This is a genomic window from Tsuneonella deserti (assembly GCF_014644315.1).
Lineage (GTDB): Bacteria > Pseudomonadota > Alphaproteobacteria > Sphingomonadales > Sphingomonadaceae > Tsuneonella > Tsuneonella deserti.
Genome location: NZ_BMKL01000001.1, coordinates 2,254,113 through 2,279,115 on the forward strand (window position 1 = coordinate 2,254,113; position 25,003 = coordinate 2,279,115).

Sequence of the window (25,003 nt, forward strand, 5' to 3'; positions counted from 1 at the left end):
TGTTATTCCCCTTTTTAAGCGAATTTCTTGAGCCATCGAGCGGCCCGATTTGTAACTTTTCCCTACCACGGAGGCAAGCAGGCTTTGACTCCAAACTGTTGCAGTTGGGCACCGGTTCGGCGGCAACATCAAAAAATCTTTGTTTCCAACCCTCCTGGTTCCCGCCGAACGAGGGCCTAGAGGATATGTTCCCGTCACTCCGGCGGAAGAATACCCATTCGGCTCAACAATTCCACAAGTGTTGCAATTGTGGCACGCGCTTCGACATCGACGACGTCTCCACCCTGCGGCTGCGCCGGCGCAGTTTCGCGTTGCCAGCCGCCCAGATAAGGCAGGAACTGGCTGGTCTGGCGGTCGAAAATGACCATCCCGTCGCAAGGTTTCGCGAAGACCCATGTGCCAGCCTGGTAGGAAGCGAGGCATTGCTCGCGACCCTCGAAAGCTCCCGATGCGCCGGTTCCCACAAGCCAGCATTGGCCGTCTGCAGGATCCGCAGGTGGGTCGGCCAGCTCACCTTCCACGGAAGGATGAAGCAGGATGTCGGCAAGCGCATGTGCGTCGTTCACCGAGGCCTCTTTCTGGGCTTGCCCAACGAACAGCAGGGGCAGGGAATGCCGCGGGGTTGCCGAGGTGTAGATGAGCGGGTCGGTCACCGGTTAACTCCTTCGATTGTCGAGAAACATCGTCAGGCGAGAAGCCCGAGGAACAGCGGAGGGGATTGCGCGAAGCGGCCGATCTGGCGAACCCACAGCGGCTCGCCATCATGGTCCGCTAGGAGCGCGGAGCGGGTCGCCCGGTCGATGAGAAGTTGCGGGGAACCCGTCTGCCATTCCATCGCTGGCGCGTCCCCGGTTCCGACTCCGACCCGGTAGGCCTCGGTTTCCTCGACGAGGGGCACCTCGACACCATCGCGCCAGGTCCAGGCGCCGCGCGCGCGGCGAACCCACCCAACCTCCAGCCCCCCGTCGCTTCGCGGTTGCCACCGCGGATGCACGGGAGAAAGCGGCGCACGGGAAAGACCGGGGTTAGCGAGCCCGGCGTAAACCGGTTCGGAATCGCCCACACCGATGGCGGCGATCGTCGAAGCGGCTTCGCCCGGTACCAGAGCGGGATTCAGGCCCACTATGCTGTCATCGATCAGGATCGCATCGGCCCCCGCGGCGTGACCCGCAAGGGCGGCCGCTTCGGTGCCGCCTCGGCCGCGCAACAGACCGGTCAGCCTCCAGGTCGTCGGACCGAGTTGCTGGACGCGTGCGAACTGCAGCACCTCACCGCCCACGAGGAGCCTGTTGGCGCCCATGAGGAGGCTCGACAGACCGACTGTGGGGAGCGACCCGCCGTCCGGAAGTTCGATGTCGATACAGGCTGTCGGCTCGAACAGCATCGCGGCGGATGGAGCCAGGGAGGCAGCAAGCCGGCCGATGGTGGCCGGCGTCCTTCCCGTGTGGCCGATCGGGACGAGTTCCCCCGCCCTGTCGAGAAAGAGCGCGGCCCCGTTCCAGTGGCCCCGACCAGCGGCGGCGGCGAAGGAGGTCGCCAGGCCTTCGGTCGTGTCGGCTGCCGGGAGTTCGAACGCGCGCAGGACAGTCGGGCCCAACATCAGGTCCGCCGGCGGCTGGCTGGCCCCCGGATCGCCCGGCGCGGTCAGCATGCCAGCGGGACTGCGGCGGACCAATTCCAGCTCGACGCCGCGCTCGCGCCATTCCCATGCCTGGATTATCCAGGTGCCAGGCTTGCCAGGCACCCGCACATGACTCCCCGGACCCAGCAGCGGATCCAGTTCGGCCACCCGCCATTGGAGCGCGTCCCGGCGCCAGCCGCTGCGGCGGTCAGCGGATTCGGTCAGCGAACGGGCATCGTCGGCAGACAAGGCACCGGGAAATTCGATGGTTTGCCCCCGCCCCTCCGCTCTGCTGCGGGATCGCTGGACACCCGCCTGGAAATCGCGCGCCACGTCGTAGTACCGCAGGGCCGCGATCCTTTCGCGCTTGCCTGCATCGCGGTCCTCCCGGCCCCCTCCATTCGCGCCAAAGTCATTTTCTTCCCAGCCTCGCGCCGGGGGTGGAAGCAGCGCAGCTGTGCCACCAGGGTCCTCGGCGGGCCTGATGACGAGGCCTTCTTCCCCCGTCGTTACGGACAGCGGAAAAAGGGTGCCGATTACCTCGATCGTCCCTCCAAGCGGGCCGCCTTCGTTGGCGAATCCTGCCAGCGGTCCGAGGTCTGCTGGCGTGGCTCCATCCGCTCCGGTAGGACCGACAAGGTCGGCCAGTGCTATGGCGCCATCATCGGCGATGATCTCGAAAGTCAGCGCGGGAACGCGGTTGCCGAAGTTCTCCAGCGCCAGATCCTCGAAAACGACGTACGCGCAGTCACGGAATGCGGGGCAGGACGCGCCTTCGGCAGCCGCAACGAGCGGGTCTGGCGACTGGTCACCATGCCCGGTGTGGACGCGAAGCACACCGCCCGCCTTCATGTCGCCCGCCGCGCCCCTGAGCAAGTTCCCGTCCGCCCAGATGCGCCCCACGCCGCGGATCGGACGGCTCGACAGCGCCACGGCAAACGAAGTGGTGTAGGCATAACTGGTTACGGAAGGCTGCCCCTTGCTTCCACCACTGCGATCCTTGTGTTCGACGAGATCGGTCGCCCAGATGACCGTCCCGGCCGCGCGCATGCGGCCGTGATGCCGGGGGATCGGCTGACCGTAGCTCGAGGTGGTGACGGCGAGGTCGCGCAGGCGAGGCCCTTCGCGCTTGCCTCCGCCGATGATCTGCGCATCGAGCGAGCGGCCCGCGAACGCGCCGATCGCGCCTCCCAGCGGCCCCCCGATCATCGTACCCACCGCGGTAAGGAGTAAGGTGGCCATAATCAGGACTCCTTGCTTGCAAGACGCCAGCGGCGCTCGAACCGCCAGGGCAGCGGGCCGGGCTGGAGGACCACCCGCCGCAGCCCCGCGTGGGCGTGCACGAACCGGTCTTCCCCGATCGCCACGAGAAGGTGGTGCTGCGCCGGACCTGGCCGGACGAGCAGTATGTCGCCGGCAATCAGGCTTCCGGTGGCGTCGGCGAGGCCGTTTTCCTGCGCGAGGGGGAGCCACCGATCGATGAAGCGATTGCGCAGGCCATAGCTCGACGGGGCGCTGACCCGGCGTCCGCAGGCGGCCAGTGCAGCGAGCACCACGCCTATGCAGTCAAGCCCGGTGGCAGGATCGCGGCCGTGGAGCCGGTAAGGGGCACCGACCAGGCCGCGGGCGGCGTTTGCGAGGTCAAGTCCGGTCACGCCGGGCTCGGATAACGGGTGAGGAGGTCGTTACCTGGAAGAAACGGCTCGCCGCGGAAGTTGACCGCGTTCCCGAACCGGGCCGCGCAGGTGGCCAGCGTATGATCGCATCCTTCGCGCAGGAGCACTTTGGTCCCGGGACGCAGCCCGTCGGGCAGCATTCCGTCCAGGATGACGGCGCCTTCCTCCGCCGCGAGGATGTCCATCAAGCCCCCGGCTGGTCCCTCGAGCCAGCGCACGGTCCCTCCGGCCAGCAGTTCAGCGTCCGGCCCGTCGAACGATGCCCGATTGGTTTCCGGATCGGCCCACAGGAGAGCGGCACGGTGGATGAAGCGCGCGGCGGACAACCCGCATCCCGGTCCGCAGAAGCGTGCCCGGCAGGTTGGGCTGGTGCGCGGGACCGGATCGTCCTCGAGCGCTGCCTTGGCCGAGCGCAACTCGGCGCTGAAGGCGCCGTCCTCACGCGCTACCGAACCGATCGTGCCGCTGTAGAGCGCGGCGTTTTCGCACGATTCCCAATCGACCGCCCCTACTTCGACGCGGGCCCCGTCGAAACGTCCGCTCGCCAGGTCGTCCTCCGCGATCGAGTCGTGCGCAAGCGCTCCATGCATCTCGGCGCTGTCGCCCGTTATCCCGGCGCTTCGCCGGACCGCGCTCGGCAAGACGCCCGGGGCGGCGCGGTGGAGCACGCCGCCGAAGAACAGGTCGCGGTCGTGGCTGGTGAAGCCCAGGGTGACCCCGTCGCGGCGGTGGATGCGCCAGAAGGTGGCGACACCCTCCAGCTCATTGGTGAAGAAAACCCTGCTCATACCGCCTCGCGCACTTCGATGAGGGGCACCGAGGGCGCCTCGCCGGCTGCGAAGGCTGCACCGGTCACGTCGAGCCGGTCTTCGGCAAAGCGCACGGGCACGTCGAACAGGAAACCTGCCCGCACCTCCGCGCCTTCGGGCGGGGCGACGGCCAGGGCGATCGTTCCGCCGGGCTCCAGCCTGAAATCGCCGGTTTCGGTTCCATCGACGCTGACCCGCAGGGTCTCGGGGCGCGGACGGGTGATCGGGCGCACTTGGGGTTCTTCCCCATCGCCGTAGATCTTTATGAGCCGAAACCGCGCGGTCAGCCCGTCGCCCACGCCGATCTTCTGGTCGAGCGGCCCGGGCAGGCCGGTCATCCCGTTCGAACTGTGATCGAACGGATCGCTCAGGCGGAACCCGCGCGCGGCGCCGCGGCGGGCGCGGAAGAAGGCGATCAGGGTGCCGAGCTCGGCTTCGGAACGGATACCCGGGCCGACATCGAACCGCAGCCGCGAATCGGACCACAACGAGTTGCGCCGTTCGTGGCCGGAAGCGGTGACCGCCACGCTGGTCGAGAATTCCGGCGAAACGCCGGCATCGCGCCCCAGCGCGAGCGGGTAGAGCACGTCGTCGAAAGCCTGCATGGTTTCCTCCTGGGGGGATGGGAGCCGGGTGTATCCGTCGCGCGAGACTTGCGGGCTCGCCCAGACGAATGTCCTCGCCACGCCGCGGGCGATGGCCTCGTCGATCCCGGCGTCGATCCGCGGCCACATCTGTTCGGCATCGGCGGGATCGAGCACGAATCCGGCCAGGTAATCCTGCGCATCCGGCGGATATCCCAGCCGCTCGTCGACCGTCTGATCCGCTTCTCGCGGATGATGGCGTGTTCCATCGTTGCGTGGGGTTCGAACCACACGAGGGCCGCGGTGCCATACTTGGCACTGAAGCCGCCGAGGGTGCCTTCCCGGTGCTGCGCGATGCGCTGCAGCAGGTTCGAGGTGACCCCGACATACAGGGTGCCGTTGCGCGCCCACGCCATAATCTAGACCATCGGGGAGATTTCGCGCGGCACAGCGGTGTCGCTACTGGATTGCCGCCTGCGCGGGAATGAAGAAGAGTTGTTCGCACACCTTTCAACTGCCGTGATCTCCGCGCAGGCGGCGATCCAGCGAACGCAAGATTCCCTCCATCACAACCCTCGTACCCGCGGCCCGGCCTTCCTCCCCAGCATCAACTCGCTCAGCGCCCATACGAGCGCGTCGGCCCGGTCGGGCGATCTTCCCGGCCCTTCGTAGCGCCCTGCCGCCATCAGGCCGCACATCTGGTCCTCCAGTATCGCGAACATCCCGGCGTGGCGCACGCGGCCGCTTTCGTAGAGCGCGGCGACGGGTTCGGCGCGGGCGGCCTTGCCCTTGCTCGCGTGGACCAGCGTCACCGGCAGCGCGTGGTCGGCGGCGTGGAGCACCGCTTTGACCATCGCGCCGCCCTGGTTGGCTTCGGCCACCACGCGGTCGGCACCCCAGTCGCGGGCCGCGCCGGCCACCGCGCGGGCCCAGCGTTCGGGGCTGGCTTTCTCGATACTGGCGTCGGCCAGGACCACCGCGTTGCCGTCTTCCAGCAGCGCGGCCACGACGATTCCGCAAGCATCGCCCCTTTCGCCCGCCGGCGGATCGACCGCGACTACCGTGCGCAACCTCTGGCAGCGCGGCATGACTTCCCGGCATCGTTCCAGCAGCGCCCGAGTCCACAGCGCGCCTTCGACATCCTCGACCAGCTCGCCGTCGAGCTCCTGCCGCCCGAAGCCCGAGCCCGCGAATTGCTCGATCATCGAGGCGAGGTAGTCCGCCGGCAGCACATCGGAATTGTCGGTCGTCCGCCCCCGCGCGACCACCACCTTGCCGCGCTTGGCCTCCAGCATCAGGCGATGCATCAGCGGCGCAAGGCGCGGCGTGGTGGTGGCGAGCACGCGGGGCACGTCACCCAGCCGCATCGTCAGCTGAAGGTTGTTCCAGGCCGCCATCGCCCGTTCATTGGCGTTGTCCCACTTGGCGATTTCGTCGCACCAGGCGTGGCTGTGCTGGGGTCCACGAAGGCTCTCAGGTTCGCCCGCCGAATAAAGCCAGGCGATCGCGCCGTTTTCCCACGTCAGCTTGCGCAAGCTCGGCTCGAATACCGGTGCCAGCGCCCCGGGCGCGGCTGCGAGCACGCCGCTATCGCCTTCGACCATGACATTGCGCACTTCGTTCAGGCTTGCGCCGACCAGCGCGATCCTCGCGTTTCCATCGTTGCGAGCGACATCGCGCACCCATTCGGCCCCGGCACGGGTCTTGCCGAACCCGCGCCCGGCGCAGATCAGCCAGGTGCGCCACGCCTCGCGCGGGGGCAGCTGGGCATCGCGGGCCCAGCCTTCCCAGTAATAGCTGCCGAGGGCGGCGAGCTCGTGCGGGGCGAGCTGGCGGGCCAGCTCCTCGCGCTCCGCGTCGGCCTGCGGTCCCGGGCGGCGAAGCCACGCACCGCGGGAGGGCTCGCGCTTGGTCCTACCCATCGGTGCCGCCCCCCGGCGCCCCGGCCTTGTTGGCAACGACCTTATCCGAAACCGGCTTATCCGCGATGACCCTGTCCGCGATGGCCCGGCGCGCCGCGCGGATCGCGGCGTCGCTTTCCTTCGCCCGGGCGCGCATCGCATCGATCTTGGCGTTGATCGCCGCGATCGTCGCCGCCTCGTCGGCCAGGGTGCGGCGGCCTTTCTCGCGGGCCACGCTTTCGCGGTGAGCGGTCAGGCAGCGCAGCGCGGCGGCCGTGTCGAACTTGGCCTTGCCCGTTTCGGCAGACCCGGCGGACTCTCCTCCCGCGCTGGCCGAACGCAAGTGGCGGAGCAGCTCCATCTCGAGGTTGTCGTATCCTTCGGCCAGCGCGGCGTACCATCGGCGCGCAAAATCCGGGTCGGTACGGCGCAGCCGGTAGATCCGGCTCACCGGCAGGTCGGCGACCGCGGCTGCGGCAGCGACATTGGAGGTTGCGGCGAGCTCGTCGAGGAAGCGTTCAACTCGGGTTGCGTCGCGTTGGGGAGCCGGCCCCTGGCGGCGCTTCCGGCGTGCGTCGACCGGCTGGATCGCGTCCCACGCCTCGCGGAAGTCTTCGTGCTTGTCGCGCCGGTTGTAGGGGGTGGAACTGGTTACTCCCGCGATGCGCGATGCTTCGCGCACGCCTTCCCCGGAGCGCAGAGCTTCGAGGAAACGCGCCACCCAGGCGGGCGCGGGCTTTCCTTTCGTGTCGGTCATGTGGCTTCCCCGTCCCCGGCGACAGCGGACGCAAGAACGGGCGGCGCCGGAAAAAACCGGCCCGCCCGTTTCGAATCACACTTTCGCGATGTTCCGCTTCTCTAACCAGAGAGCGTCACGATGTCAACCAGAAATAACCGTATTGGTTAGAAACTGCTGTTAGCTGGGGTCGTGTCCATGATCGCTAACAAGACGCGGATGCCGTTCGCCGCGGCAGTCAGAAGAACGAGTGCAATCCCCCAAGCCTCCCACGAAGTACCGCGCCGGGTAGTCTCCCCATTCAGTCCAGAGCGCAGCAAGTCTTATTCGCAGGAAAAACGGACCGGGCCGATTTCCATCAGGTCCGGCGGCGTGTTCGTCCAGCCGATCGCTTCAAGCGGATTGGCAAATGCAATCGATAGATCCTCGTCCGCACGGCTGATCTTGATCTGCTCTGTCGACATCCGACAACCCCCCTATCTTTAGTAAGCGAGGGGCAGGCGGTGCGGCAATTATTCGAACTGGGGACGCCAATCGCTTTTTCCGGCGCCATTGTGCCGGGGCCCGCTCTCCCCTAGACGCGCGGCGCCTTGCGGGAGGATGCGCATGCTGCGCCGGCTGTACGAATGGACGATGGAAAAGGCCGCGCACCGGCATGCGGTGTGGTGGCTGGCGCTGTTCGCTTTCGTCGAGGCGAGCTTCTTCCCGATACCGCCCCACCCCCTTCTCGGCCTGATGTGCCTGGCCGAACCGAAGAAGGCGCTGCGCTTCGCCGCGGTCGCCACCATCGCATCGGTGCTCGGCGGGCTGCTCGGCTATGCGATCGGGTGGGGACTGTACGATAGCGTCGGCACCCAGCTCCTCGCCGCGCTCGGGATGACCGAGAGCTTCCCGGTCGCGGCGTGCTACCTGCGCGAATACGGGGCCGAGATCATCATGATCAAGGGCGCGACCCCGATCCCGTTCAAGCTTTTGACGATCACCGCCGGATTCATCCACATGAACCTGGTCAGCTTCGTGCTCGCCAGCATCGTGAGCCGCGCGATCAGCTTCATGATCGTGGGCGTCCTGTTCCGCCTGTTCGGCGCGCCGATCAAGCGCTTCATTGACAAGTACCTTGGCCTTGTCACGATCGGCTTCGTGGTGCTGGTGGTCGGCGGGTTCATCGCCATCACCATGCTCTCGGGCGGCGGCGACAAGGCGAGCGACAAGTGCTCGGCGGCGGCAGTCCAGGCCGCCTAGAGCGAGCTGTAGACCACGAACAGGCCAACCCCGATCACGACCGCGGCGAACCCGCGCTCGAGCAGTTTCTTGCGGCTTGCCAGACGTTTACCCAGCAGCAGGCCGATCGCGCTGCCCATCGCGCCGCCGGCGACCAGCCAGGCGACCAGCACCCAGTCGACATAGCCCGACAGCGCGTATGATGCCGCGGTCGTCGCGCCCAGTGCGGTGACTACCACCAGCGAACTTCCGATGGCCATGCCGATCGGCATCGCGGTCGCCGCGATCATCCCCGGCACGATCAGGAACCCGCCGCCGATCCCGAAGAAACCCGCGAGCAGACCGACGCCGAGCCCGTACGCCGCGAGGCGGGGGAGCAGGTGGCGCGCGCTCTCGGTATTGAGGCGCACGTCGGGATTGCCGCCGGTCTTGCGCCCGCGCAGCATGAGCGCGCCGACGACGACCATCAGCCCGCCGAACGCGGCGAGCAGCGCCTGCCCGTCGACCGCCTTGCCGATCTCCGCCCCGATCGCTGCGCCGAGCACGCCGGCCCCGCCGAATGTCAGCGCGCAGGGCCACTTCACGTTTCGGTTGCGGGCGTGTCCAGCCAGTCCCGTCGCGGCATTGAGCGCGACCGCCACCGCCGCGGTGCCGATCGCGGCGTGCGCGCTCTCGACACCGACGACATAGACGAGCAGCGGCACCGCCACGATCGACCCGCCCCCTCCGACAAGGCCGAGGACGAAGCCGATCAGCGCGCCGCTCAGCAGCGCCAGTGCGATGGTGGCCGGATCCATGGTCTCAGCTCGCTACAGGTTGGCGGTGATTCCACGGCATGAGCGCGAGGAGTCGCGCCATCCCGCACCAGCCGCTGACCCCGGCAAATGTAAGCCCCGCGCCGACGAAGCCCGACAGCGCGAACCACGCGGGTGCCACGGTGAAGCCAAGCAGAACGCCCACAAGAACGAGCGAGCCCGCGACGATCTGCACTTGGCGCATTATCTCGAGCGGGGCACCCTTGTCCTCCTCGACCGCGAGGCCGGCCTTGCGCCAGGCATCGATCCCGCCATCGAGCACGTAAGCCTCGCCATCGCAGCATGCGGCGAGCCGCGCGGCGTTGGCGCTGGTGCGCATGCCGGATCGGCAGTGGAACACGATCGGGCCGGGAGCCTCGATCTTAGACAGAGAGTCGAGCGGGCGGTTGTCCGCCCCGGGGATGCGCACCCGCGCGAATTCGTCTGGTGAGCGCACATCGACGATGCGGCCGCCAGCGCGGGCGAGGCGGCTCGCCTCGGCAGGGGAGACGGTGGGAAGGGTCATTGGCCTTGGTCCTTGTCTGAGCAGTAAAGTTGATAGAGCGTCGCCAGCAAGGTCTCGCAGCGCGGATCGGCAACCCGGTACCACGCGGCCTGCGCCTCGCGCCGGGCGGCGACGAGTCCCTCGGCCCGCAGCTTCGCGAGGTGCTGCGAGAGCGCCGACTGCGAGAGGCCGACGTCTTCCGCGAGATCGCCAACCATCATCTCACCATGCTCGGTGAGCTTGCACATGATCATCAGCCGCCGCCCGTTGCCGAGTGCGCGCAGCAGGTCGGCCACCGCGTCGGCGTTGGCGGAGAAGGTTGCGAGGTCCATCTGGTGAAGCTGTTTCATTAGGACTTGCTAAATAAGCAAACCGTGATATATGTCAAGCACGAAAAGGAGAGCAGCGATGCCGACCCCCACGATCCGTGCTTTTTTCGACGAGCCGACCAACACAGTCAGCTACCTCGTCTCGGACCCCGCAACCCGCCGCGCCGCGGTGATCGACCCGGTTCTCGACTTCGACCTTCCCAGCGGGGAGGCCGACGTCCGTTCCGCGCAGGCGATCCTTGCCGCCGCGAAGGATGATGGCCTGACGATCGACTGGGTGCTCGAAACTCACGCCCACGCCGATCACCTCTCGGCCGCGCCGTTCATCAAGGCCGAGACCGGCGCCAGGATCGGCATCGGAGAGCACATCCGCGACGTGCAAAAGATCTTTCGCCCGATGTTCCACGCCGACGACCTCAAGACCGACGGGTCGGACTTCGATCACCTCTTCGCCGACGGCGAGACCTTCACGTTGGGCGAGCTGACGGTCGAGGTCATCCACGTCCCCGGCCACACCCCGGCGGATGTCGCGTTCCGCATCGGCGACGCGGTGTTTGTCGGCGACACGCTGTTCATGCCCGACTACGGCACCGCGCGCGCCGACTTTCCGGGCGGAGACGCGCGCCAGCTCTACCGCTCGATCCGCAAGCTGCTTACGCTCCCTGAAGACACCCGCCTGTTCCTGTGCCACGACTACAAGGCGCCCGGCCGCGACCAGTTCGCGTGGGAGACGACGGTTGCCGAGCAGCGAACCAATTCGGTTCACGTTCACGATGGAGTGAGCGAAGAAGAGTTCGTCGCCATGCGCGAAGCACGCGACGCCACGCTGGCCGTGCCGCGCCTCCTTCTTCCGTCGGTGCAGGTCAACATCCGAGCCGGCCGCATGCCTCCGGCCGAGGACAACGGCGTCAGCTACCTGCGCATTCCGGTGAAACCGGTGGCCCGCCCGGTGGGCTGATCAGCCGATAATTCCGATTGCCTTGCCCGCACGCTCGAACATGCCGAGGATGGTCTGGACCTCCTCGGCAGAGTGTTCGGCGCACAGCGAGCAGCGCAGCAGCGTCATGTTGGCGGGCGTCGCCGGCGGACGGGCGAGGTTGACGTAGAGCCCTTCCTTGAGAAGCGCCTCCCACATGGCCGCGCCGCGTTCCAGGTCGGGCATGATGACCGCCACGATCGCGCTCTGCGGCTCCGCCGTGCCGAGCTGGAAGCCTAGGCCGGTCAGACCCTGGTGCAGCGTCTTCGAATTTTCCCACAAGTGCGCGCGCTTGTTGGAGCCGTGCATCAGCTTGCGGATCGAGGTTGCAGCGGTCGCCACCACGCTCGGCGGGAGCGAGGCCGTAAACACGTAGGGGCGGCAGACCAGGCGAAGGATTTCGAACTTGGGGTGGTTGGAGACGCAGAAACCCCCGACCGTGCCGACCGACTTCGAGAACGTGCCGATCACGAAGTCGACGTCGTCAAGCACGCCCTGCGCCTCGGCCACGCCGCGTCCGTGCTCGCCGATGAAGCCCATGGAATGCGCCTCGTCCACCAGCACCATCGCGCCGTGCTTCTTGGCGACCGCGATCATCTCCTTGAGCGGCGCGATGTCGCCGAGCATCGAATAGACGCCCTCGAGCACGACCAGCTTGCCCGCGCCTTCGGGAATGCGGCCGAGCCGCTTGTCCATCGCCTCGATATCGTTGTGCTTGAACGGCACGATCTCGGCGTCGCCCAGCTTGCAGCCGTCCCAGATGCTCGCGTGGCTGTCGATGTCGAGCACGATGTAATCGCCCTTGCCGGCGATCGTGCTGATGATGCCGAGGTTGGCCTGGTAGCCGGTCGAAAACACCATGGCATGGTCCATGCCGTAGAATTCCCGGAGCGCATTCTCGCACTCCTTGTGGCCGCGATAGGTCCCGTTGAGCACGCGGCTGCCGGTAGTGCCGCTGCCGAATTGGTCGAGCGCCTGCTTGCCCGCGGCGATGACGTCTTCGTCGAACGTCATGCCCATGTAGTTGTAAGTGCCGAGCAGGATCGTGTCGCGCCCGTTGCAGATCGCCCGGGTCGGAGAGAGCACTTTCTCCATCACGAGGTTGAACGGATCCTCCTGCCCGCCCGCGAGCAAGCCTTCGCGCATTGCGATCAGCGGATCGAACTTGGCGAACAGGTCCGGCGTGTCGCCGGTGCGGATGACCGGCTTGTCCGGCTCGTCGATGCCTTCGCTCATGCGCCCTGCGTCTCGTGCACGGCGTCGATGAGGTTGCCCCAGGTCTCGATCTCGGCCTGCTGGTTCATCGAGATGATGATGTCGAATTCGTCCTCGATCGCGGCGACGAAGTCCATCACCGTCAGGCTGTCGAATTCGAGGTCGCCGGCAAATGTGGTGTCCTCGTCGATAGCGACGTTCTTCTTGTTGAACGGTTCGACGATGGCACGGATGCGGGCGTCGACTTCATCGCGGTTCATGGTTCGGTCGGTATCCTTTTTGGCCCGGCGGGCGCTGCCACGGCAATGCGGCGGAAAAGCGGCTCCGGGCCGCGCTTGTCAAGCTCCTCGCGCGCTGGCAAGCCCTCAGGGTCGAGGAATGCGAGGGGGAGGTACGCATGGCGGACAACTCCGGAACCGGCGCCGAAGCCATGCCCCCGGCGCGCCCTTCGGCGTATTCGCAACACGCGATCCACCTTGTTCGCACGACCCAGCAGCAGACGCTCCAGCTTTCGCAGATGGCCGACCAGAAGGCTTCGATCCTGATGGGCGCGAGCTTCCTGGTCTTTTCCATCGCCGTTAGCCGCGCCTTCGCCGGACACCTGCCGATAAGCCTCGCTATCCTGGCTTGCTTCGCGTTCCTCAGTTCGCTGTGCGCGGTGATCGCGGTGCTGCCCTCCGTCTCGCGCAGCAAGGGTCCGCAAAGCCCCAACCGGCTCTTCTTCGGTCATTTCGCGGGGCGCGACGAGGCCGAATGGACGGCCGACGTACTCGATCAGTTGAAGGACGACGAAACGGTGTTCCGCACGATGCTGCACGACATCTACCAGAACGGGCAGGTGCTCCAGCGAAAGAAATACCGGTTCATGGGCCTGGCTTATCGCATTTTCGTGGCCGGACTCGTCGTCACGCTCGTCTCGTTCGCGATCGAGCTGGTCCTGAATTAGCTGGTATTCGGTTATCCCGGCAGTAGCCCGCGCACGGCGGCCATGAACGGCCCGATCGATACCGGTTTCGAAAGATAGCCAGTCGCGCCCGCGTCGCGGATCCTGTCTTCGTCGCCCTTCCCGGCATACGCGGTGACCGCGAGAACCGGGGTGTCGCCCAGCGTGGCATCCCGGCGCATGGCGCTGATGAGATCGACGCCCGAGACATTGGGCAACTGGATATCCATGATCACGAGATCGGGCGCAAAAGCGCGCGCGGCGTTGAGCACCAGCTCGCCATCGGCGACCGGCTCGACCTCGAATCCGCTGGTGCGCAGCACGTCGCAGAACAGCTTGCGGTTGAGGTCGTTGTCCTCGACAACCATAATTCTCTTTGCCACTGAGGCGCCCACTCCCATATCGCCCGCTTACCGGCCTGCCCCACCGCTTAGGGCCCATAAAGGACGCTGACAATTACCGCCGAAACGCCTTCACACCACCATCCGGGCGACGCCGATACGCTGGCGCTATCGGCGCTTGGCTGGGTGCTTGCCGATCAGGACCGCGCCGACCGGCTGCTGGCGCTGACCGGACTTACGCCGGAGGTGCTGCGCGAGAACCTGACCGACCGGGCCGTGCTCGGCGCCGTTCTCGATTACCTTGCATCGCACGAGCCCGACATGGTCCTGGCTGCCGACGCGCTCAATGTTGCGCCGGAACGGCTGGCGCAGGCGCGCACGGAGCTTTCGGGCGGGGCGCTGCCCGAATGAGCCGCCCGCTCGTCATCTCCGACTGCGACGAAGTGCTGCTCTACATGATCACGCACTTCAAGGACTGGCTGGAGGAAGGCCAGGGCGTGAACTTCAGCCTCGTCGGCAACGACTTCGGCGAATCGATGCGCTGGCAGGAAAGTGGCGAACTGGTCGAGCAGGCTGACATCTGGCGCTTTCTGCGGACCTTCTTTGATACCGAGATGCACCGCCAGCTTCCCATCCCCGGCGCGGTGGCGGGGATCAACGCGCTGGCTGAGCATGCGGACGTCGTCATCCTCACCAACCTGACCGACCGGCACCGCGACATGCGCGCCGCACAGCTCGCAAATCACGGCATCCACGCGCGGGTGTTCACTAACCAGGGACCCAAGGGTCCGGCACTCAAGGCGATCATGGACGAATTCGCGCCCAGCCGCGCGGTGTTCATCGACGACCTGGCGCAGCATCACAAATCCGCTGCCGACACCGTGCCGCACCTGCGGCGCCTGCACTTGTGCGGCGAACCGACCCTCGCCTCGCGCATCGCCTGCGCGCACAAGGCGGGCGACGCGCATGCCCGGATCGACACGTGGGACGAAGCGCTGCCTTGGCTCATGGGCGAACTGGCCGAAGACACCGAAACCCCGCTTCAAGCAGCGAAGCGGTAGGGCTAGTAAGGAAGAAAGCATGACTATCGATGAACGCCTGAGCGAACTCGGGATCACCTTGCCCCAGGCTGCCGCGCCGGTGGCAGCCTACGTTCCGGTGGTGATTGACGGTCGCCGGGCTTACGTCTCAGGCCAGCTTCCGTTCGTGAACGGTGAGCTGGTCAAGGGCCGCCTCGGCGAAAGCGTGCCGCTGGACGACGGCATCGCAGCGGCACGCGCGTGCGGACTGATGATCCTGGCGCAGCTGAAAGCAGCGCTTGGCTCGCTCGACCGAGTGGAGCGGGTCGTCAAACTCGGCGCATTCATCAATTCGACCGGTGAGTTCCAGGACCAGCCGCGTATCGCCAACGGGGCGAGCGAGCTGATGGTCGAGGTGTTCGGCGACGCCGGCAAGCATGCCCGCAGCGCGGTCGGCGTGCCCGTCCTGCCGCTCGGCGCTGCAGTCGAGGTCGATGCGATTGTCGCCGTTCGGGTGGATTGACGCCGCTCTCGCGCCGGCTCCCGATCCGGCGCGGGTCTCCTGGCTTGGCGGTCAGACTTACGCCCACCGCGGCGTTCATGACGAGCGCGTCGCGGAAAACTCTCCGTCGGCCTTCGCCGAAGCGATCCGTCGCGGGCTGGGCATCGAGTGCGATGTGCAGAAAAGCCGCGACGGGCGGGCGATGGTCTTCCACGATTGGCAACTGGACAGGCTGACCGCGCAGTCAGGGCCCGTTGCCCGGCGGCTCTCGAGCGAGCTGGAGCAGGTCGCCTTACTATCCGGCGACCGCATCCCCACGCTCGAAAAGCTGCTCGAGCAGGTGGCTGGCCGGGTGCCACTGCTGATCGAGATCAAATCGAAGAAGGACCGCAACCCGATACCGCTATGCCTGGCGGTGAATCGCGCGCTCGACGGATATCGTGGTCCCTGCGCGGTGATGAGCTTCGATGCGCGCGTGCCGCGCTGGTTCGGGACGCACGCGCCCGCGGTAGTTCGCGGTCTGGTAGTGACCGAAGAAAACTCCCGCGGCGTCGGCGGCTGGTTCAAGCGCCAGCTATCGCTGTGGGCGGGCAAGCCTGACTTCCTGGCCTACGACGTGCGCGACTTGCCGAGCAGCTTCGCTGCCGCCCAGCGCGCGCGTGGCCTGCCAGTCCTCACCTGGACCGTGCGGTCGGCCCTGCTCCGCGAACGCGCAGCCATCTTTGCCGATGCGCCGATTGCCGAAGGGGCGGGTTTGGCGTGAGCAATGGTGAACTGATCGCCCGCATGGCCGGTTCGGTGGGAGAATTGCCGGCCGCAGAATGGGACGCGCTTACCAATGGCGGCAACCCGTTTGTCAGCCATGCCTTTCTCTCGGCACTGGAGGATTCTGGCAGCGTCGGCGAAGGCACCGGCTGGCTTCCCGCCCCGCTCGTCATCGAAGGCGCGGGGCGGCTGGTTGCAGCGCTCCCAGCCTACCTGAAGGGTCACAGCCAGGGCGAGTACGTGTTCGATCACTCTTGGGCCGACGCATGGGAGCGGGCTGGCGGGCGCTATTACCCCAAGCTCCAGATTGCCGTCCCGTTCACTCCGGCCACGGGGCCGCGCGTTCTGACGCGCTTGCCCTCGCTCACTGCGCCGCTCCTGGGGTTCGCCCAGCAGTTCGCCGAGGCCAACCACCTGTCTTCGGCGCATGCGACTTTCATCGAGCCGGCGCAGGTGCCGCTGTTCGAGCAGGCAGGCTGGCTGTTGCGGCGCGATCTCCAGTTCCACTGGGAGAACCGCGGTTATGGTTCTTTCGACGATTTCCTCGACCAGCTCGCCAGCCGCAAGCGCAAGGCGATCCGCAAGGAGCGCGCAGCGGCGCACGACGGAGTGTCAATCAAGCGCTTCATCGGAGCCGAACTGCGCCCCGAACACTGGGATGCGTTCTGGATATTCTATCAGGACACGGGCGCGAGGAAGTGGGGCAGCCCCTACCTGACGCGCGAAGCGTTCGACCTGCTCGGTGAACGCATGGCCGACCGGATCCTGCTGGTCCTTGCGTTCGCTGGCGACCGTCCGATTGCGGGGGCACTCAACTTCATTGGCAACGATGCGCTTTACGGCCGGTACTGGGGCTGCACCGAAGACCGGCGCTTCCTTCACTTCGAACTGTGCTACTACCAGGCAATCGACGCGGCGATCGAAATGGGACTTGGCCGGGTCGAAGCCGGCGCCCAGGGACAGCACAAGATCGCCCGAGGGTACGAGCCGGTGCGGACGACCTCTGCGCACTGGATCGCCGATCCCGGTTTCCGCGGCGCGGTGGCCGATTTCCTGCGCCGCGAGCGCGAAGGCGTCGCGATCGACGCCGAATGGCTGGGCGAGCGCACGCCCTTCCGCAAGAGCTAGCGGCCTGTCAGGCCGCGCGCCGCTCGCTGGAAAGCCATTCGCGGGCACGGCGCTGTGCTTCGGCGATTTCACGCGCGGTCATCTCGTCGGAGATGTCGGCCCGGCACCAGGCGGCCTCTTCGTGTCCGCGCGCCGCGGCGAGGTTGAACCACTTGTGCGCCTCGATCAGATCGCACGACACGCCGTGGCTGCCGGTCGAGAATGCCACGCCCAGGTCGTACAGAGCCGAGATGTCTCCCTGCGCCGCTGCTGCCAGGCAGCGCGCCACCAGTATTTCGGGCGAACTGTCGGCTGAAGCAAACGCACCGCCTTCGATCTTGACCAGTTCCATTCTTATCCCCCCAAGCGGCGCTCCCCTGCGCCGACGGACGGAAATTCGCTTCAACATGGTCAACAACTGGTTAACGGCGCGCGCGAAATCTTCGCAGAGTTACCAATCGTTCGGCGGCGCTTAAGTATTCCGGGTGCAATAGCGGGCGAGGAAAGCGTGCTTGTGCAGGGCGGTAGCCGCCACTATAGGCCCGCCAAGACTGAAAAGCAGGCGGCACGGCTCACGGGCGAAGACCCTTGGCCGGACCAGCCGGGAACCCGGTTTGAGAGGACATCGATGGCCACTGCGGCTTCCGACATCGAGGTGCTGGAAAAGGCCAGGAGAGCGCTTGCGCACGACTACGTCCCGAGCGAGGACGAAGAGTACATGGGCCAGGCGCAGCAGGATTACTTCCGGCTGCTGCTTCTCGAATGGAAGCGGTCGATCCTCTCGGCTGCCAACGCAACTCTCCAGTCGCTTCAGGATGGCCCGATCCGGGAACCCGATCTGAACGATCGAGCCTCGAGTGAAACGGATTGGAGCATCGAGCTCCGCACGCGCGACCGGCAGCGCAAGCTGATCGCCAAGATCGATGCCGCCCTGCGGAGGATCGATGCCGGGGAATACGGTTATTGCGAAGTCACCGGCGACCCGATCGGCCTGAAGCGCCTGATTGCCCGGCCTGTTGCGACGATGACCGTCGAGGCTCAGGAAGCCCACGAGCGGCGCGAGAAAATTTCGCGCGACGACTGACGCGTAGCCGGCGTTTAAGCATTCCTTAGCGCACGTCGCCTAACCTCGTCGGCAGCCTCGCTGAGGCAATGTTCTCGGTTCGCTATCTTGAAGGGAATGCCCCAGTAGATGTCCGGCGTCGACACCCGACATATCAACCGGGACAGCCTGTTCCTCATGGCCGAAGTAAGCCTCGAGGGTGATTCCGCGCGTCACAAGGTGAAGGTACGGAATCTTTCCGCCGGCGGCATGATGGCCGAAGGCGACCTGAAGGTCATGCGCGGCGCCCGGATCAACGTCGCGTTGCGCAACGTCTCTCCGGTCGAGGGCAGTGTCGCCTGGGTACAGGACAATCGCTTCGGAGTGGCTTTTGCGCAGGAGATCGATCCGCGCGCACCGCGCACTCCGGTCGGCAACGGAGATCTCGCCAGCCCGCGCTTCGTGCGCCCGGCGACGGTTCTGCCGAACGGCCTGCCGCTCGAAACCGGCCCACTGCGCAAGCTCTGAACGCAGCGCGCCTCTTGCCATCGCGCATAACCCGCGCTGGCGCGGGCCGCGGGACCTGCTAGCAGGGGCGAGATGCTTCGCCGACCGCGCCTCATCGTCACCCTCGCCGCTCTCGCCCTGCTGGCGTCCTGCGGGTCGAAGGACGCGAGCGAGGACTTGGGGATCGCATTCATCGGCACCCCAGATGCCCTGTTCGAGAACGGCCTGCGCCTGCCGGCCCCCGCGCAGCAGGTTCGCGGCGCAACCGCCGAGGGTCTTGTCTCGCTCAACGCGCAGGGAGAGGTAGTCCCGGCCCTGGCCGAACGGTGGATCGTCACCGAGGACGGCTTGAGCTACATTTTCCGTCTGCGCAATTCGGACTGGCCGGACGGGCGCCCGATTTCCGCCGAAGAAGTGCGCGACGCGCTCAAACGCACCATCCGGGCGCTTTCCGGCACCTCGCTGGGCCTCGATTTCGCGCCGGTTTCCGAAGTGCGCGCCATGACTGGCCGGGTCATCGAGGTCCGGCTGGCCAGCCCGATGCCTGAATTCCTCCAGTTGCTCGCCCAGCCCGAACTGGGAGTCCTACACCGGGGAAGCGGGGCGGGCCCTATGTCGCTCAAGAAAGACGGCCTCGTTGCGCGCCTTTCGCTTCTCCCGCCCGAGGAGCGCGGCCTGCCGACGAGCCCTCACTGGCGCACGGGCACCCGCGTGCTGCGGGTCCAGGCATTGCCGGCCGAAAAGGCCGTCGCCGCTTTTCGCGATGGTGCCATCGATCTGGTTCTCGACGGGCGCCTCGCCCATTTGCCGCTGGCCGACACGGGGCCTTTGTCCCGTGGGACCGTGCGGCTGGACGCGGCGCAAGGCTTGATGGGCTTGCGCGTGGTCAGGGCCGAAGGGCTGCTTGCCGAGCCGGAGCGGCGCGCGGCGTTGTCGATGGCGATCGAGCGCGAGACGCTGCTTGCCCCGTTCAACATCGCCGGATGGATGGCGAGCACGCGGCTGGTGCCCTCGGCTGTCGCAGGCAACGCGCCCGAGCGGTGGGCCGATCTGACGATCGAGCAGCGCCGCGCCCGTGCCCGCCGCATCCTTTCGGGATACGCGGACTCCGATAATTCGCGGCTGCGGATCGCCCTGCCGCCGGGCCCGGGATCGACCTTGCTCTTCCGCGAACTGGCGGCCGACTGGGCAGAAATCGGCGTCACCGCCGTCCGGGTCGGACAGGATGAGCCGGCGGACCTTGAATTCGTCGACTCGCTCGCACGGCTCGGAGGTCGGCGCTGGTACCTCGACCAGTTCGCCTGCACGGTACGCCGCACACTCTGCTCGCCTGAGGCCGACGAGTTGGTGAAGAAGTCCGCGCGCGAGCCGGACCCGGTCGCGCGGACAGCGATGCTGGCGGAAGCGGAAGAGCGCCTGGCCGCAATCAACGGGTTCATCCCTCTTGGCGCGCCCGTCAGATGGTCCCTCGTGCGCGGCGATATCGACGGGTTTGCCGAGAACCGCTGGGGCTTGCATCCCTTGTTGCCGCTCGCGCTGGGCACCACATAGGTGGCAAAGGAGAGTGCCGTTGGAACAACCAGAGAGCGCCCGGCCGATGGGCATCCAGCTTCCCGTCGGCACTGATGCCGTTTCGGTCCGCCGCCGGATCGAAGCGATGGAAAAGCTGCTCGAGAACAGCTTCACCCTGCCCGGCGTGAATTACCGGATCGGGCTCGATTCGGTGGCTGGCCTTGTTCCCGTGGTCGGCGACCTCATCACGGCGGCGATGGGCATGTGGCTGGTGTGGGAAGCGAAAAACCTCGGGCTGCCGAGGTGGAAGCTGTGGCGAATGACCGGCAACGTGGCATTCGACACGGCAGTCGGCGCGATCCCGGTGGTGGGCGACGCCTTCGACTTCCTGTTCCGCTCGAACACCCGGAACCTCAAGGTGATCAAGCGTCACCTCGACAAGCATTACCCGGCGACCCAGACCATCGGCTGAAGACAAGGCTCTCGTCGTCAGTCGATCTGGACAAGTTAGCGCGCAAAAAAATGGGCCGGAAGCGGCGGCTTCCGGCCCGAAGGCGGTGTTCGCAGGAGGAACCCCGTGTGGCGGGATCGCGGGGAGGGAGAGAAGCCCGCGATCCGTGCCAAGCCGATTGATCAGTTGTAGGCGCGTTCCCCGTGCTCTCCGATGTCGAGCCCGTCGTATTCGACTTCGGGGGTGACGCGCAGGCCGGTGACGAATCTGGCGACAGTGAGCGCGATCGCGGTGCCCGCGGCGGCCCACAGGATGGTCACCGCCACGGCCTGCACCTGCACGAGAGTCTGTGAGCCGATGGAGACGGACCCGTCGCCTGGCCCTCCGAACAGGGGATCGTGCAGGATGCCGGTGCCCACGGCCCCGATCATACCGCCGATGCCGTGGATCCCGAACGCGTCGAGCGCATCGTCATAGCCCATGCGCGGCTTGAGCTTCGATACGGCGAAGAAACACACAACCGAAGCGACGGCTCCCAGTACGACGGCACCGAACACGCCGACGTTGCCCGCGGCGGGAGTCACCGCGACGAGACCGGCCACGACGCCCGAGCAGAAGCCCAGCGCCGATCCCTTGTGCCCCATCGCGCGCTCGGTCAGCATCCAGAACAATGCGGCCGAGGCGGTGGCGACGAAAGTGTTGATCATCGCAAGGCCGGCGGTCCCGTCTGCCTCGAGTTCGGACCCTGCATTGAAGCCGAACCAGCCCACCCACAGCAGGCCGGTGCCGACCATCGTCAGGGTCAGGCTGTGCGGCGGCATCGGCTCGGCCGGATAGCCCCTGCGCCGGCCCAGCATCAGCGCCGCGACCAGCGCCGAGACGCCGGCGTTGATGTGCACCACGGTACCGCCGGCAAAATCGAGCGCGCCCATCTCGAAGAACAGGCCGCCGCCAGCCCACACCATGTGCGCTACCGGGAAATAGACGATCGTCAGCCAGATCAGCGCGAACACCATCACCGCGGAGAACTTCATCCGCTCGACCGTCGAGCCGAGCACCAGTGCGGCGGTGATCGCGGCAAAGGTCATCTGGAAGGAGATGAACACGTATTCGCTGATCACCTCGTCGGAAAAAGTGGCGGCGGTGGAGTCCGAAGTCACTCCGGCGAGGAAGAACTTGCCCCACGAAACGAAGGCGTTGCCCTCCGGCCCGAAGGCCATGCCATAGCCCCACATGACCCATACGAGCATGGCGAGGCACGCCACGGCGCCGATCTGGGTCATCGTCGAGAGCATGTTCTTCGAGCGGGTCAGACCCCCGTAGAATAGCGCCAGTCCAGGGAGGATCATCATCAGGACGAGGATCGTCGATGTCATCATCCAGGCGTTGTTGCCCGGATCGGCCACCTTCGCGGCCGCTTCCTGCGCAAGTGCGGGTGAAGCTGCCGACAGTGAGAGCGTGGCGACGAGCGCGCCGGCGAAAGCTTTGCGGATCATCTGGATTTCCCTCGAGAAGAACAGGCGGGTCACAGGGCGATGTCGCCGGTTTCGCCGGTGCGGATGCGGGTGGCGGAAACGAGATCGAGGACGAAGATCTTGCCGTCGCCGATGGCCTCGGTGCGGGCTACCTGCTGGATCGCCTCGACGACCTGGAGGGCGAGCGCATCGCTGGTGGCGACCTCGATCTTCACCTTCGGGAGCATGTTGGTAGAATACTCGGCGCCGCGGTAGATCTCGGTCTGGCCCTTCTGCCTCCCGAAACCCTTGACCTCGGTCACCGTCATTCCGGCGACGCCCAGCGAGGAGAGCGCCTCCCGCACTTCGTCGAGCTTGAACGGCTTGATCACAGCGATGATGAATTTCATGGCCCGGCTCCCGCGACGCCGGAAGGTTTCCGGCCAACCCGGTTAAGCAAGGGGCGTGCCAAGTTGAAGCCTAGAGGCGGCTTGGCCGTTATGCCGTATTTTTGCGCAAGAAAGTGCGCCTTCGCTCGAGTGCCTGCTCAAATAATAGGCACTAACTCTCTCGTCAGGCGAGTTCCAGCCGTGCCCAGACCGGCAAGTGGTCGGAAGCCTGGGCCGCCAAGGCGCTGTGATGCACCCCGTGCTCTACGACCCGCCAGCGGTGGCAAGCGGCGATGCGGTCGAGCTGGGCAACCGGATTGTGGCTCGGGAAGCTCCGGCCGGGAGCGAGCGAGTGCCAGCCGTGCGCCAGTTCGCGCATTGCTCCAGTGCTCACTCCCCACTGGTTGAAATCGCCCATCAGTACTGTCGGACAGGCATCGTCGCATCCGTCCACGTGCTTGAGGACCGTCCGGATCTGGTCGCGGCGGCGCAGCCCCGACAGATCGAGGTGGACCCCTACCGCGCGCATGCGCACGCCATCGACCATGAAGTCTCCCCGAACCGCGCCGCGGGGCTCCAGTCGGGGAAGATCGACGGCATGGGCTTCCAGGTGCTCGAACTCCTTGCGCACCAGGAGAGCATTGCCGTGCCATCCGAGGCTGTGAGGGCGTCGGGCGACAGGGAGCGCGTGCCAGGGAGTTTCGTCCAGCGCCCCGCGAGAGATTACGCTTTCCCGCGCGCCAAACCGACGGTCGCATTCCTGCAGCGCGATAACGTCCGCATCGAGTTCGCGCAGGACCGAAAGGATGCGATCAGGATCGAGCCGGCCGTCGACGCCGACAGCCTTGTGGATGTTGTAACTGGCGAAAGTCAGCTGCACGCGAGGACTTAACTCCGTTCGGTCTCGATCGGTCCCGGATCGCTCCGGAACAGGATGGCCTTCCGACGGCCCCGATTCAACGCATCAACCCGCCGACGAGGTTACGCACGAAGCGCCCGATGTATGGGCCGGCTATGTCGGTCGCGATGGAGCCGGCGGCCGAGCTTGCCGCGCTCTTCACGGGGTTGGCGCGCGAGCGCTTGCCCAGCACCGCCCCGGCGGCGATGGATGCGCCCGACCCCATTGCCGCCCCGGCTGCGCGCTTCATCGCCTTGCCCCAGATGCCCGTGTGCAGTCGCTCGCGCTTGCTGACCTCCTCGATCCCGCTGGCCTCTACTTCCTCGGCGGTGGCCGCCGCGTCGGCAGCTTTCTGGGCCAGGACTTCGGCTGCGCTGTCACGGTCGACGCGCTCGTCGTATTTGCCCGAGTATGGGCTGACCGACTGGATGATCGCCCGCTCCTTCGCGTCGATCGGACCGATGCGGCTGCGTGGCGGCTTGATCATCGTGCGCTGGACGATGGACGGCGCGCCATCCTGCATCAGCGTAGAGACCAGCGCCTCGCCGGTCTTCAGTTCGGTAATCGCCGTCTCGACGTCGAGCGCCGGATTGATGCGGAAGGTTTCGGCCGCCGCCCGGATCGCCCGCTGGTCGCGCGGGGTATAGGCGCGCAGCGCGTGCTGGACTCGGTTGCCAAGTTGCCCTGCGACCTTTTCCGGAATGTCGATCGGGTTCTGGGTGATGAAATAGACGCCGACGCCCTTGGATCGCACCAGCCGGACGACCTGCTCGATCTTGTCCTGCAGCGCATCGGGCGCCTCGTCGAACAGGAGGTGAGCCTCGTCGAAGAAGAAAACCAGCTTCGGCTTTTCCGGATCGCCCACTTCGGGCAGCGTCTCAAACAGTTCGGCGAGCAGCCACAGCAGGAAAGTGGCATAAAGCTTGGGGCTCTGCATCAGCCGATCGGCCGCGAGCACGTTGACGATCCCCCGCCCTTTCTCGTCGGTGCGAATGAAGTCGGCGATCTCGAGCGCCGGCTCGCCGAAAAACTCCGCCCCGCCCTGGCTGTCGAGGCTCAAAACCTGGCGCTGGATGGTGCCGACGCTGGGCTTGGTGACGTTGCCGTATCGCGCCGAAAGCTCGCTCGAGTTCTCGCTGACGTGGGCCAGCATGGCCTGCAGATCCTCGAGGTCGAGCAGGAGCAGGCCCTGCTCGTCAGCAAACCGGAAGGCGATATCGAGCACGCCCTGCTGGGTGTCGTTGAGATCGAGCAGGCGGCCCAGCAGCAATGGTCCCATTTCCGAGATTGTCGTCCGGATGGGATGGCCCTGCTGACCGTAGAGGTCCCAGAACACCACCGGGTTATCGCTATAGGCGTAATCAGCCATGCCGAGGTCACGCGCGCGCTGTTCCAGCGCGGTCGCATTCTTGAAGGTGGGCGAGCCGGGCATCGCGATGCCCGAAAGGTCCCCCTTCACGTCGGCCAGGAAAACCGGGACGCCTTCGGCCGAAAAGCTTTCGGCAAGGTCCTGCAACGTCACTGTCTTGCCGGTGCCCGTGGCGCCCGCGATCAACCCGTGACGGTTGGCCCGCGAGAGTTCGAGAAATTGCCGCTCACCGTTGTCGGCGAGGCCGATGAAGATTTGACCCATGTTCTTCCACTCTCCGTCCAACCAGGCCGCTGTGGTGCAAACCGGCCGCCTGCGGGTCAAGCTCACTCGACAC

The 25,003-nt window shown here is 66.4% G+C and carries 30 protein-coding genes and 2 pseudogenes; 12 read left to right on the forward strand and 20 right to left on the reverse strand.

The window, feature by feature from the left end; translation table 11 throughout:
* Window positions 1-194 precede the first annotated feature (194 nt).
* The 9 genes and pseudogenes from IEW58_RS11120 to IEW58_RS11160 all read right to left on the reverse strand — a co-directional run bounded on the left by IEW58_RS11120 (window position 195) and on the right by IEW58_RS11160 (window position 7,791).
* A complete protein-coding gene (locus IEW58_RS11120; RefSeq protein ID WP_188645177.1) occupies window positions 195-653 on the reverse strand; it encodes a DUF2793 domain-containing protein in 459 nt (152 codons plus the stop codon).
* Window positions 654-685: 32 nt separating this feature from the next.
* A complete protein-coding gene (locus IEW58_RS11125; protein WP_188645178.1) occupies window positions 686-2,863 on the reverse strand; it encodes a phage tail protein in 2,178 nt (725 codons plus the stop codon).
* Window positions 2,864-2,865: 2 nt separating this feature from the next.
* Window positions 2,866-3,276 (reverse strand): NlpC/P60 family protein, encoded by a 411-nt coding sequence (locus IEW58_RS11130; RefSeq protein ID WP_188645179.1) that lies wholly within the window; start codon window positions 3,274-3,276, stop codon window positions 2,866-2,868.
* Window positions 3,273-4,085: a phage/gene transfer agent baseplate hub protein gene (locus IEW58_RS11135; RefSeq protein ID WP_188645180.1), complete on the reverse strand. Its 813-nt coding sequence runs from the start codon at window positions 4,083-4,085 to the stop codon at window positions 3,273-3,275. The genes IEW58_RS11130 and IEW58_RS11135 overlap by 4 nt, the downstream gene beginning before the upstream one ends.
* Window positions 4,082-4,939, reverse strand: a pseudogene (locus IEW58_RS11140) (DUF2460 domain-containing protein); the annotation flags it as partial. The pseudogene IEW58_RS11140 and the gene IEW58_RS11135, both read right to left, overlap by 4 nt.
* Before the next feature lie 41 nt (window positions 4,940-4,980).
* Window positions 4,981-5,106, reverse strand: a pseudogene (locus IEW58_RS11145) (GIY-YIG nuclease family protein); the annotation flags it as partial.
* Window positions 5,107-5,256: 150 nt separating this feature from the next.
* Window positions 5,257-6,612 carry a DNA-packaging protein gene (locus tag IEW58_RS11150; protein ID WP_188645182.1) on the reverse strand — a complete coding sequence of 452 codons (1,356 nt, stop codon included), beginning with the start codon at window positions 6,610-6,612 and terminating at the stop codon, window positions 5,257-5,259.
* On the reverse strand, window positions 6,605-7,348 hold the full coding sequence (locus IEW58_RS11155) for a hypothetical protein (protein ID WP_188645183.1): 744 nt from the start codon (window positions 7,346-7,348) through the stop codon (window positions 6,605-6,607). The genes IEW58_RS11150 and IEW58_RS11155 overlap by 8 nt, the downstream gene beginning before the upstream one ends.
* 302 nt (window positions 7,349-7,650) lie before the next feature.
* On the reverse strand, window positions 7,651-7,791 hold the full coding sequence (locus IEW58_RS11160; RefSeq protein ID WP_188645184.1) for a hypothetical protein: 141 nt from the start codon (window positions 7,789-7,791) through the stop codon (window positions 7,651-7,653).
* A 142-nt stretch (window positions 7,792-7,933) separates the two neighbouring features.
* On the opposite strand from IEW58_RS11160, the gene IEW58_RS11165 reads away from it, so the two are divergent.
* On the forward strand, window positions 7,934-8,569 hold the full coding sequence (locus tag IEW58_RS11165) for a YqaA family protein (RefSeq protein ID WP_188645185.1): 636 nt from the start codon (window positions 7,934-7,936) through the stop codon (window positions 8,567-8,569).
* On the opposite strand, the gene IEW58_RS11170 is transcribed toward IEW58_RS11165, so the two are convergent.
* The 3 genes from IEW58_RS11170 to IEW58_RS11180 are packed head-to-tail and all read right to left on the reverse strand — an operon-like array spanning window position 8,566 to window position 10,197.
* Entirely contained in the window at window positions 8,566-9,345 is a 780-nt protein-coding gene (locus IEW58_RS11170) for a sulfite exporter TauE/SafE family protein (protein ID WP_188645186.1), read from the reverse strand. The genes IEW58_RS11165 and IEW58_RS11170 overlap by 4 nt on opposite strands.
* 4 nt (window positions 9,346-9,349) lie before the next feature.
* The gene (locus tag IEW58_RS11175; protein ID WP_188645187.1) at window positions 9,350-9,868 is read right to left on the reverse strand and encodes a rhodanese family protein; all 519 of its coding nucleotides are present in this window, start codon (window positions 9,866-9,868) and stop codon (window positions 9,350-9,352) included.
* Window positions 9,865-10,197 carry an ArsR/SmtB family transcription factor gene (locus tag IEW58_RS11180; RefSeq protein ID WP_229658557.1) on the reverse strand — a complete coding sequence of 111 codons (333 nt, stop codon included), beginning with the start codon at window positions 10,195-10,197 and terminating at the stop codon, window positions 9,865-9,867. The genes IEW58_RS11175 and IEW58_RS11180 overlap by 4 nt, the downstream gene beginning before the upstream one ends.
* Before the next feature lie 58 nt (window positions 10,198-10,255).
* On the opposite strand from IEW58_RS11180, the gene IEW58_RS11185 reads away from it, so the two are divergent.
* The gene (locus IEW58_RS11185) at window positions 10,256-11,134 is read left to right on the forward strand and encodes an MBL fold metallo-hydrolase (protein ID WP_188645188.1); all 879 of its coding nucleotides are present in this window, start codon (window positions 10,256-10,258) and stop codon (window positions 11,132-11,134) included.
* Here IEW58_RS11185 and spt read toward each other — a convergent pair whose 3' ends face one another.
* Window positions 11,135-12,388, reverse strand: coding sequence for a serine palmitoyltransferase (gene spt, locus IEW58_RS11190; protein WP_188645189.1), 1,254 nt, complete (start codon window positions 12,386-12,388; stop codon window positions 11,135-11,137).
* A complete protein-coding gene (locus IEW58_RS11195) occupies window positions 12,385-12,627 on the reverse strand; it encodes an acyl carrier protein (protein WP_188645190.1) in 243 nt (80 codons plus the stop codon). The genes spt and IEW58_RS11195 overlap by 4 nt, the downstream gene beginning before the upstream one ends.
* Before the next feature lie 137 nt (window positions 12,628-12,764).
* Here IEW58_RS11195 and IEW58_RS11200 point away from each other — a divergent pair, with 137 nt between their 5' ends.
* A complete protein-coding gene (locus tag IEW58_RS11200; RefSeq protein ID WP_229658558.1) occupies window positions 12,765-13,313 on the forward strand; it encodes a Pycsar system effector family protein in 549 nt (182 codons plus the stop codon).
* An 11-nt stretch (window positions 13,314-13,324) separates the two neighbouring features.
* Here IEW58_RS11200 and IEW58_RS11205 read toward each other — a convergent pair whose 3' ends face one another.
* Window positions 13,325-13,693 (reverse strand): response regulator, encoded by a 369-nt coding sequence (locus IEW58_RS11205; protein ID WP_188645191.1) that lies wholly within the window; start codon window positions 13,691-13,693, stop codon window positions 13,325-13,327.
* Between the two features lie 120 nt (window positions 13,694-13,813).
* Here IEW58_RS11205 and IEW58_RS11210 point away from each other — a divergent pair, with 120 nt between their 5' ends.
* The 5 genes from IEW58_RS11210 to IEW58_RS11230 are packed head-to-tail and all read left to right on the forward strand — an operon-like array spanning window position 13,814 to window position 17,065.
* The gene (locus IEW58_RS11210; RefSeq protein ID WP_188645789.1) at window positions 13,814-14,062 is read left to right on the forward strand and encodes a DUF3572 family protein; all 249 of its coding nucleotides are present in this window, start codon (window positions 13,814-13,816) and stop codon (window positions 14,060-14,062) included.
* Complete coding sequence (locus IEW58_RS11215; protein WP_188645192.1) at window positions 14,059-14,712, forward strand: HAD family hydrolase; 654 nt, start codon at window positions 14,059-14,061, stop codon at window positions 14,710-14,712. The genes IEW58_RS11210 and IEW58_RS11215 overlap by 4 nt, the downstream gene beginning before the upstream one ends.
* A gap of 19 nt (window positions 14,713-14,731) precedes the next feature.
* Window positions 14,732-15,193 (forward strand): RidA family protein, encoded by a 462-nt coding sequence (locus IEW58_RS11220; RefSeq protein ID WP_188645193.1) that lies wholly within the window; start codon window positions 14,732-14,734, stop codon window positions 15,191-15,193.
* The gene (locus IEW58_RS11225) at window positions 15,165-15,935 is read left to right on the forward strand and encodes a glycerophosphodiester phosphodiesterase family protein (RefSeq protein WP_188645194.1); all 771 of its coding nucleotides are present in this window, start codon (window positions 15,165-15,167) and stop codon (window positions 15,933-15,935) included. Before IEW58_RS11220 ends, IEW58_RS11225 begins: the two co-directional genes overlap by 29 nt.
* Window positions 15,932-17,065: a GNAT family N-acetyltransferase gene (locus tag IEW58_RS11230; protein WP_229658559.1), complete on the forward strand. Its 1,134-nt coding sequence runs from the start codon at window positions 15,932-15,934 to the stop codon at window positions 17,063-17,065. The genes IEW58_RS11225 and IEW58_RS11230 overlap by 4 nt, the downstream gene beginning before the upstream one ends.
* Before the next feature lie 7 nt (window positions 17,066-17,072).
* On the opposite strand, the gene IEW58_RS11235 is transcribed toward IEW58_RS11230, so the two are convergent.
* Window positions 17,073-17,396 carry an SEL1-like repeat protein gene (locus IEW58_RS11235; protein ID WP_188645195.1) on the reverse strand — a complete coding sequence of 108 codons (324 nt, stop codon included), beginning with the start codon at window positions 17,394-17,396 and terminating at the stop codon, window positions 17,073-17,075.
* 276 nt (window positions 17,397-17,672) lie between these two features.
* Between IEW58_RS11235 and dksA the strand changes: the two genes are divergently transcribed.
* The 4 genes from dksA (at window position 17,673) to IEW58_RS11255 (ending at window position 20,577) form a co-directional block, all read left to right on the forward strand.
* Window positions 17,673-18,128, forward strand: a complete 456-nt coding sequence (dksA, locus tag IEW58_RS11240) for an RNA polymerase-binding protein DksA (protein ID WP_188645196.1) — start codon at window positions 17,673-17,675, stop codon at window positions 18,126-18,128.
* A gap of 108 nt (window positions 18,129-18,236) precedes the next feature.
* On the forward strand, window positions 18,237-18,614 hold the full coding sequence (locus IEW58_RS11245) for a PilZ domain-containing protein (protein WP_188645197.1): 378 nt from the start codon (window positions 18,237-18,239) through the stop codon (window positions 18,612-18,614).
* Between the two features lie 72 nt (window positions 18,615-18,686).
* Window positions 18,687-20,144 (forward strand): ABC transporter substrate-binding protein, encoded by a 1,458-nt coding sequence (locus IEW58_RS11250; RefSeq protein WP_188645198.1) that lies wholly within the window; start codon window positions 18,687-18,689, stop codon window positions 20,142-20,144.
* Window positions 20,145-20,190: 46 nt separating this feature from the next.
* Entirely contained in the window at window positions 20,191-20,577 is a 387-nt protein-coding gene (locus IEW58_RS11255; RefSeq protein WP_188645791.1) for a DUF4112 domain-containing protein, read from the forward strand.
* Between the two features lie 161 nt (window positions 20,578-20,738).
* Here IEW58_RS11255 and IEW58_RS11260 read toward each other — a convergent pair whose 3' ends face one another.
* The 4 genes from IEW58_RS11260 to IEW58_RS11275 form a co-directional block, all read right to left on the reverse strand.
* Window positions 20,739-22,052 carry an ammonium transporter gene (locus IEW58_RS11260; RefSeq protein ID WP_188645199.1) on the reverse strand — a complete coding sequence of 438 codons (1,314 nt, stop codon included), beginning with the start codon at window positions 22,050-22,052 and terminating at the stop codon, window positions 20,739-20,741.
* A gap of 29 nt (window positions 22,053-22,081) precedes the next feature.
* Window positions 22,082-22,420, reverse strand: a complete 339-nt coding sequence (locus IEW58_RS11265) for a P-II family nitrogen regulator (RefSeq protein ID WP_188645200.1) — start codon at window positions 22,418-22,420, stop codon at window positions 22,082-22,084.
* Window positions 22,421-22,583: 163 nt separating this feature from the next.
* Complete coding sequence (locus tag IEW58_RS11270; RefSeq protein ID WP_188645201.1) at window positions 22,584-23,279, reverse strand: endonuclease/exonuclease/phosphatase family protein; 696 nt, start codon at window positions 23,277-23,279, stop codon at window positions 22,584-22,586.
* A gap of 76 nt (window positions 23,280-23,355) precedes the next feature.
* Complete coding sequence (locus tag IEW58_RS11275) at window positions 23,356-24,930, reverse strand: helicase HerA-like domain-containing protein (RefSeq protein WP_188645202.1); 1,575 nt, start codon at window positions 24,928-24,930, stop codon at window positions 23,356-23,358.
* Between the last annotated feature and the right edge of the window lie 73 nt (window positions 24,931-25,003).